The organism is Methanobacterium veterum (assembly GCF_000745485.1).
Classification (GTDB): Archaea; Methanobacteriota; Methanobacteria; order Methanobacteriales; family Methanobacteriaceae; genus Methanobacterium_D; species Methanobacterium_D veterum.
Genome location: NZ_KN050694.1, coordinates 494,811 through 502,876, shown reverse-complemented (window position 1 = coordinate 502,876; position 8,066 = coordinate 494,811). Strand labels below are relative to the sequence as shown.

Here is an 8,066-nt window from a genome sequence, read left to right as displayed (position 1 = left end):
TATTTACTTGTGCCAGCATTACTATCTGTTGTTTATAATTATACGTATAAACACCACTATACCAAGCATAATTATACATATACAAATTCACATTAGGTACATAAATACTAATTTTGCTTGTGTTATTTTCGCTATTATATTCATCCTGTGCTGTTCTAGTAGCAATATTACCTATAGTTGTTTGAGGTGTCGCATTTCCAGTTATATTCAAAATTGCAACTTCTCCGTTAGCTAAGCTTGGTATGGTCCATATTCCTGTTGTTGAGTCATAAGTTCCAACACTTACTTTTACACTTGCTCCAGTTAGCCCTGTAGGAATCAAGTCTTTTATATTTATATTTGTAGCTGAATCTGGCCCGTTATTTGTAGCTTTGACTATGAAAGTTACTTTATTTCCATAATAACTTCCAGTTTGGCTTAAAGCAACATCAGCTTCCTTAGTGTAAACACTGGCAGTTGTTGAATCGCCTATTGTACTTGGGTCGTATTCTGTTTGTGCGGTTAAAGTAGCAGTGTTGCTTGTACTTTTACCTGCCATTGATGATGTAGCTGTTCCAGTTATGGTTAATATTGCGGTTTCCCCATTAGCGAGACTGGGTATGGTCCATACGCCATCACTATAAGTTCCGATTGATGGTGTAACATGTAAGTTGCTCAGCTGTGATGGAGGAATATCACTGAGGATTATATTTGTGGCTGTATCTGGCCCATTATTTGTAACATATACTTTGTAAGTTACGGTATTTCCAACATTTGCCTTTGGAGTGGCAGTCTGGCTGAGTTGAACTTCTGCAAGTTTAGTGTAAACATCTGCTGCTGATACTACTGGTAAACTGCTGTATTCATTTTCTGCTGTAATGGTGGCGTAGTTAGTAATGGTTAGTCCTGCCATGGCTGATGTGATTTTTCCAGTGATGCTCAGTGTTGCAGTTTCACCGTTTAGTAAAGTGCCTATATTCCATAGTCCTGTAGCTAAACTGTATGTGCCTGTGCTGGCACTATAAACCAGATTAGATAAACCTGAGGGTACCAGGTCAGTTATTTGTAATCCTGTAGCTGAATCTGGCCCGTTGTTGGTAACAGTTATAAGATAAGTTATGGTGTTACCTACGTTTACAATGGCTTTACTGACATCATTCACTGTTTTACTTATAGCTACATTTGCCTTTGGCACGTGCACAGTGGATGTCGCACTGTTGGTTTGTGGGTATTCATTTTGTGTTTCAGTTACTGCAGCTGTTATATCTTGACCTGCAGCACTGCTTTGTGGTGTTACAGTAACTGTTAAAATGGCAGTGTTTCCACTTGCGAGTGTTCCTATGTACCATCCATTACTGGTAAATGACCCCATGCTGATATGGTAGTTGTTTAATGTTAAACCATCAGGTACAGCGCCTGATACGGTTACGTCTGTGGCATCGTCGTCACCGTTATTTTTTACAGTTACAGTGTAAGTATAACTTTGACCTACATTCGGGCGGTTATTGCTAGGGGTGATGGTGACAACCACATTTGCTTTGTTCACGTGTATTGTAGCATCTGAAATCACCGCAGGAGGATATTCAGTTTGTGTTTCTGTAGCATGGTTTACTATGTTTGTCCCTGCCATTGCAGAGGTTATTAATCCTGTGAATGTTAAAGTTACTGACTGTTGGCTTGCTAGACTGTTAATTGTCCATACCCCATTACTGTAAGTTCCGCCAGTCACGCTTGCGCTAAACCCATTTGGCAATGGGTCGTTTATAACAATATTTGTGGCGGTATCTGGCCCGTTGTTAGTTACTGTAACTGTAAATGTCCCAGTTTGGCCTACATTCAACTTACTTGAATTTGCAGTGTTTGTAATTACAACATTTGCCTTTTTAACATAAATTCCACTGCTGGTGCTTGTGGCTGATTCGCTGTTATATTCAGTCTGGCTGATTCGGGTAGCTGTGTTTGTTGTTGTAAGTCCTGCCATGTCAGCCCCAGCTTTACCAGCTATAGTTAAAGTAGCTATTCCTCCGTTTATGAGGTTTGGTATTGTCCATATTCCGTTGCTGTAAGTTGTTCCTGCAGAAGGGGTTATTACATAATCAGTTAATCCAGAAGGTATAATATCTCTAATATTAATGTTGGTGGCTGTATCTGGCCCGCGGTTAGTGGCTGTAACTGTGTATGTTACAGTATCACCTACATTTACTGGAGTACTGCTTGTAGTTTGAGTCAGTTTAACGTCCGCTTTTTTAGTGTAGACTCCGGCAGTGCTTGTAGGTAATGGGGATGTATGTTCTTCTGTCTGGTCAAGTTCTGTTGCAGTATTGCTGGTTGTTAATCCTGCCATGGAAGCTGTGGCTGTTCCAGTTATAGTTAATATTACACTTTCACCGTTTGCAAGGCTTGGTATTGTCCATATTCCACTGCTGTAACTTCCTACTCCATGTGTGTCAACAGTAAATCCTGCTGGAATTAAATCCTGTATTCTAATATTATTGGCTGTATTTGGCCCGTTATTTTTAACAGTTACAGTGTAGGTCACTGTGCTGCCCACATTTACAGGGGAATTTACTGTCTGGGTAATTTCTAAATTAGCAACTGGCCTTAGGGTAATTGGTGTGCTTACAGTAACTCCATCTAAGGTTGCACTTACTGTTGCAGTGCCTGATGTATTACCTGCAGTAAAGGTTGTTGTTGTTAATCCATTAACCATGACTCCACTAGTAGGATTTACAGATCCTAAAGTACCTGAGAAATTAACAGTTCCATCTGGAACACGACCTCCAGTAGGCTGTATATTATTAGAATTCCAGGTCAAATCTGCTGTAACGGCTGAGGTACCTCCAACAAGAATTGAGGTAGGTGAAGCATTTATTTTTAAAATAATCCAGGGATTAGCATCTACTGAAGCGCTATTTGCAGCTGTAACTCTTCCTGCACTTGCTCCTGTGTTTGAACCCCACCAGTTGTTTTCAGCATTTACAGTAGAAGTGCCGCCGTTGTATTCAGCATTAATATCATTAGCACCGTTTCCAATAATTCTATTAAAGTTGATATTGGCTGTACCCTGGTAATTGGAAATGGCACCACCATTTGTGGTGGCAGAGTTCCATGTAAAATTACTTCCGGTCACAGTTAAGGTACCCCAGTTACGAATAGCTCCACCACTACCTTTTGCTGTATCTCCTCCGGAATCATTTGCAGTGTTGCTTGTGAAATTGCTGCCAGTCACATTACATGTACCGTGTGTCCATATAGCTCCGCCTGCTGAAGTTGCAGTGTTGCTTGTGAAATTGCTGCCAGTTATAGTCAGAGAACCTGTAGGGGATGTACCTGTATCACCATTAGAAATGGCACCACCGTCGTAAGCTGTGTTGCTTGTGAAATTGCTGCCAGTTATGGTTAAAGTACCATAATTGATAATAGCTCCACCATATGTGGTTGCTGTGTTGCTTGTGAAATTGCTGCCAGTTATAGTTAAAGTACCGCTATTGTAAATAGCTCCACCGTAAGCATAATTATTTGAACCTGATGTTACAGTGTTGCTTGTAAAATTACTGTTTCTTATTGTTAAGGTACCTGTACTATAGATAGCACCACCATAAACGTCATTATTATCCCAATAACCAGTTCTAGTAGCCTTGTTACTTGTGAAAGCACAATTATTTAAGGTTAAAGTGCCCCCATTATTTTGGATTGCACCACCGTTACTATTACTTGCAAGTCCATTTGTAAAGGTTATATTTGAAATTGTAACAGTTCTACCGCTGGAGATAGCGAATATTCTGTTACTATTTCCTCCAGTTAGGATAACACCATCTCTGCTTTGACCGATAATGTTTAGGTTTTTATTAATGGATACTCCTTGAACAGTATATGTCCCATTTGCAATGTAGATGGTTCCGCCTGCATTTACATTAGAAACAGCTTCACTTATTGTGTCAAATGCATCTGAGCCGATTGTATGGGTTGTTCCATCATAAAATTGTACTGATCTACCGTTGCGGTAATTCGCCCAGTTATCATCAATATAAATATTGTCGGCTCCAAGTTTAAAATTAGCAGTTCTATAATAACTGCCGTTGCTGCTTACAGTTATATTTTTAGTGGAAGGGTTATGTCCAGTACTACTTGCAGTTACCTGGAATAAGGTATATATGCTCTGGAAATTTACAGTATAAGTCCCATCTTTTTTTGTAGTTGTACTTGCCAGTGTGGTTCCATTATTTTTAACTGTTATCGTAACTCCGGAGAATGGCCCTCCTGAATTACATCTTTCGACTTTCCAGGTAATTGTGATATTTTTCAGTTGAGTCGTGTTTTTAGATGTTTTTTGTGAATTAGAAGTTGTATATGATTGATTATTTGTTAATTGAGAGTTATTTTGGAGCTGTTCATGTGTTTGCAGTGTAGATGAGTTGTTGCTCGATGTATCTGCTGCTGCAGCTGCATTACATGCAAGTAAAACAAAAATAAATGTAAATATTGTTAGTACTGCATATTTTCTAACCTTTCCACCCCCTTTTGTATTTTTAATCATTTTACCTCTCCTTGCTTTTATAAGAATTATTTTTTAATGTGAAAATTAATCATGAAATTCTTCCCATAAGTGATTGTGATCGTAATTCTGTGAAAATTAGTGAAAATTGCTAAAAAATCATGTGTTTTCTGTGAGTTTTTTCACGATTATATATACTATATAGTTAAATAATGTGAAAACATCTTATAAATGTTTTTTTATAGTGTTAAGCATCTACACAATTATTAATACTATTTCATTACATTTAATCTGGTGAAATTAAAAATTATTTAGTTTAATGCCATACATCTTATTATACTAGTTTAATATATTCTAATGCGGGCATTAAAGTGGTATTTATACAAAATAAGTTAGATAGGCAAAAATTTGTACTATTAACAAATATTTATTAAATAATACTGCTTATTTTTTTAAAATGGAATGTGAAAATATGTGGGAAAAATAGTTGAAAATTCAGCGATGTGTGAAAAATATCACACTGGCTGAAAAAGTATATAACAAAAGTGGATAGTTATAAAAAACTACTGGTGATTCAAAATGTTTTTCTATAAAGCCCACGGGCTATCAATTCAATCTACAATTAATTTTCCAGAGCTTAATAAAGATAATCATGGAACTGATGTTAAAATAAGACATGGAAAGATTGATTCATCATCAAAAAACATATTATCTGAAGGTATTTTCAGAGTTGCCAGCAGGTTCAAAATGACTGAAAATTCTGTTTTTTTAATATGGAATGATATAGAGATCTGTGAAATTACTCAAGGGAAAGAAATAACAGTAAACCCCTTCACTGGAATTGAAGAAAATTTTTTAAGGGCATTGATTTTAGGTCCTGCATTTGGAATACTGCTTCACCAACGCGGCCGTTTGGTACTCCATGCCAGTACAGTTAATATAAATGGAGGTGCAGTTGCATTTATGGGATTTAACGGCGGCGGAAAATCCACTACAACAGCAGCACTAATTAATAAAGGATATCCTCTAGTTTGTGATGATATTTCAAGTGTTGAATTCGATAAAAATGGAAACCCTGTGGTATTCTCGGGTTTTCCAAGGATCAAATTATGGCCGGAGACTATTGAAATGTTTAATGATGATTTAGAAGCTTTTCCAAGGATCCATTCAGAATCAGAAAAGAGGTCCTGTTTTACTCATGAATTTTCAGAGGATAATCTGCCCCTAAAACGGATTTATATAATTGAAAAAGATGATAAAATAGGAGTAGCTGATTTAAGTTCTCAAGAATCATTAATAGAACTAATCAGGAATTCTTACTGTGCTAATATTTTTCAAAGCGCTGAACAGTCTGCAAACCTGGCTGAATATGCAACTATTGTAAAAAATGTACCTGTGAAACGTTTAAATATTGGTAATTCTTTAGACAAACTTCATAAGCTTGTAAAAATTGTAGAAGAAGATACAATGAATTAAGATAATTTTAATTTTACAGCTCTGTAGAAAACCCTTGAACATAGATGTTCAGGTATCAAAAATCTTTGGTTTTTGAAAACCTATAAATTTAAAAATTTACTCATTTGAATGTTGATGTTTAATAAAATAACTGGATGAAATTAGAGGAATATTATCGATGATTTCTCAAAGCTAGTTTTACTTTGAAATATTAAACTTGATGATCTGTGAAATTATTCACAGTTAAATCAAATTGACTGTGAAAACTAATTATATAGGACAACAATTGTACATATATCAATAATGTTTCTCGTTGATCTTATGGCTCGAAAAAAATTAGGGGCAAATAATTATATCTGGAAATACATCACTGATTTAACCAGGTTAATGCCTGAAAAATCTGTATTTGTGCTGGTGTTGATGGTTATTGTCAGTTTAACAGAGGGTATTGGACTTCTTTTACTTGTACCCTTACTTCAGTTAGTGGGTTTAGACGTTCAACAAGGTGCACTGGGCCAAATAGCAGGTTATGTATCTCTATTTTTTAGTTATATTGGGATAAAACCTACATTGGGAATTGTGCTGGTAATATATGTAATTATAATCAGCTTGAATGCACTTTTCTATAAAGTACAGACACTCAAAAGCTCTGAGATCCAGTATGAATTTGCAGCATATCTACGAAAACGTTTATTTAATTCAGTTACAGGTTCTAACTGGCTTTTTTTCACACAGAAGAGATCATCTGATTTTGCGCATGCTTTAACTTATGAAATCGAAAGAATCGGAGTTGGAACCAATCAATTTCTTTCTTTAATTGCAAGTATTTTTGTTTTAGCAGTTTATCTTATATTTGCGCTGGAATTATCTGGGTTAATAACAGGACTGATTTTTTTAGTGGGTATCATCCTTTTACTTTTACTTAAAAGGAGGACCAGTTCTGCACAGCGAAGTGGTGAAGCTTTGTCTGATACTTCCAAAAACATGTATTCATCCACTATTCAACATTTAGATGGGATGAAAACCATTAAAAGCTTCAATATGGAAGAAAAGAACATAGAAACATTTGGGAATGTGGCAGACCGCGTGGCAGGTAAATATATCGACGCAGTTAACAGTTATGCTGATGTTAGGTTCTTATTTGATGTGGGGTCTGTAATTATTTTAAGCATCATCGTGTTTATTTTGATAAGCTTTATGAATCTCTCTATATCAGAGCTTTTAATTCTTCTTTTCCTTTTTGTCCGCATGATCCCTCGATTTTCAATTATTCAGAGGAGTTATCAATATTTTATAAACATGATACCTGCCTTTGTGACAATTATGGATCTGGAGAAAGAATGTGAAAAAGCTTCAGAACCGAAATTGAAAACAGGTAAAGTGAAATTAGAAGATGAAATTAAATTTGAAAACGTTTCATTTTCATATGATAGTTCAGATGAATCTTTCAGTCTTAAAAATTTGAATTTAACCATTAAAGCAGGCCAAACCTCTGCTGTTGTTGGGTTATCCGGTGCAGGCAAAAGTACAATTGCAGACATGGTTATGGGGCTTATAAATCCTGTAAATGGACATATACTTATTGATAACAAGGTTTTATCTGAAGATAACCTTTCGGCGTGGCGAAGTCAGATAGGGTATGTTGCGCAGGATACTTTCCTTTTCAATGATACTGTACGTAACAATTTACTACTTGCAAAACAGAATGCAGCTGAAGAAGAGATTATAACAGCTTTAAAGCTGGCTTCGGCAGATGAATTTGTTTTAAAACTCCCTGGAGGATTGGATACTTTAATTGGAGATAGAGGTGTTTTATTATCTGGGGGTGAAAGGCAGCGCTTAGCTTTAGCAAGAGCATTACTGCGCGAACCTTCCCTTTTGATACTTGATGAGGCAACAAGCAATTTAGACTCTAAAAATGAGAAAAAGATAATGGGTTCAATAGAAAAACTCCATGGAAATATAACTATACTGGTTATAGCACACCGTTTGTCTACGATTCGCAGTGCAGATAGTATATATTTAATAGAAAGTGGGAATCTTATTGAATTTGGAACATGGGATAGTCTTTTAGGAAAAGAAAAAGGATATTTTAAATCATTGTATGAATTGCAGTCTTGATTTATTTTTATATAAT

3 protein-coding genes are annotated in these 8,066 nt (G+C 36.0%); 2 read left to right on the top strand and 1 reads right to left on the bottom strand.

Annotated elements, in window-relative coordinates:
• The coding region (locus EJ01_RS16200; RefSeq protein ID WP_048192907.1) for a beta strand repeat-containing protein at window positions 1-4,516 on the bottom strand (4,516 nt) is incomplete at its 3' end.
• A 537-nt stretch (window positions 4,517-5,053) separates the two neighbouring features.
• Here EJ01_RS16200 and EJ01_RS16195 point away from each other — a divergent pair.
• Both EJ01_RS16195 and EJ01_RS16190 read left to right on the top strand, forming a co-directional pair.
• Window positions 5,054-5,950 carry a phosphoenolpyruvate carboxykinase (ATP) gene (locus tag EJ01_RS16195; protein ID WP_052376294.1) on the top strand — a complete coding sequence of 299 codons (897 nt, stop codon included), beginning with the start codon at window positions 5,054-5,056 and terminating at the stop codon, window positions 5,948-5,950.
• 300 nt (window positions 5,951-6,250) lie between these two features.
• Window positions 6,251-8,050 carry an ABC transporter ATP-binding protein gene (locus tag EJ01_RS16190; RefSeq protein ID WP_048082735.1) on the top strand — a complete coding sequence of 600 codons (1,800 nt, stop codon included), beginning with the start codon at window positions 6,251-6,253 and terminating at the stop codon, window positions 8,048-8,050.
• The last annotated feature ends 16 nt before the right edge of the window (window positions 8,051-8,066 follow it).